Origin of the sequence: Methylosinus sp. KRF6 (assembly GCF_018887255.1) — a bacterium.
Lineage (GTDB): Bacteria > Pseudomonadota > Alphaproteobacteria > Rhizobiales > Beijerinckiaceae > Methylosinus > Methylosinus sporium.
Genome location: NZ_JAHLJF010000001.1, coordinates 1,893,838 through 1,894,484 on the forward strand (window position 1 = coordinate 1,893,838; position 647 = coordinate 1,894,484).

General features: G+C 63.7%; 1 pseudogene. It reads left to right on the plus strand.

The annotated features are described in order from the left end of the window. Positions 1 to 625: pseudogene (locus KP010_RS09125) on the plus strand (IS66 family transposase); the annotation flags it as partial. Positions 626 to 647 lie beyond the last annotated feature (22 nt).

Consider the following 647-nt stretch of genomic DNA (forward strand, 5'->3'; position numbering starts at 1 on the left):
GCAATGCGACGGCTATGCGGGATATCGCAAGCTCGCGGGCTCTCCTCATTCCAACGGGCTGCATCTCGCCGGATGCTGGGCCCATCTGCGCCGCCGGTTCTTCGAACTCCACGCGAACGGCGAGTCGATCGTCGCGACGGCGACGGTGGAGCAGATGAAGCTGCTGTGGGCTGTCGAGGAAGAGGTGCGCGGTCAGCCGCCGCAGGCGCGCCTGGCAGCGCGAAGGGTGACGTCGGTCGATATCGTGCAGGCGTTGTTCGATCTCTGGGAGCGCGAGCTGCCGCGCATCTCTGGCAAATCGAAATTGGCCGAGGCGATCCGCTACGCCCGATCGCATCGAGCGGTCCTCGCACTCTTTCTCGACGACGGCCGCGTCGAAATCGACTCCAATATCGTCGAGCGGGCGATCCGGCCTCAGGCCATTACGCGCAAGAACTCACTATTCGCCGGCTCTGCTGGTGGCGGACGGACATGGGCTTCCATCGCCACCATGCTTCAGACTTGCAAAATGAACGGCGTCGATCCCTACGCCTGGGCCCAGCAGACCCTCGAACGAATCGCCGACCGATGGCCCAACAAGAACATCGAGGCGCTCATGCCCTGGAATTTCAAGCCCACCGAGTGAACGGCGCCGGGTGTGCGCTTAC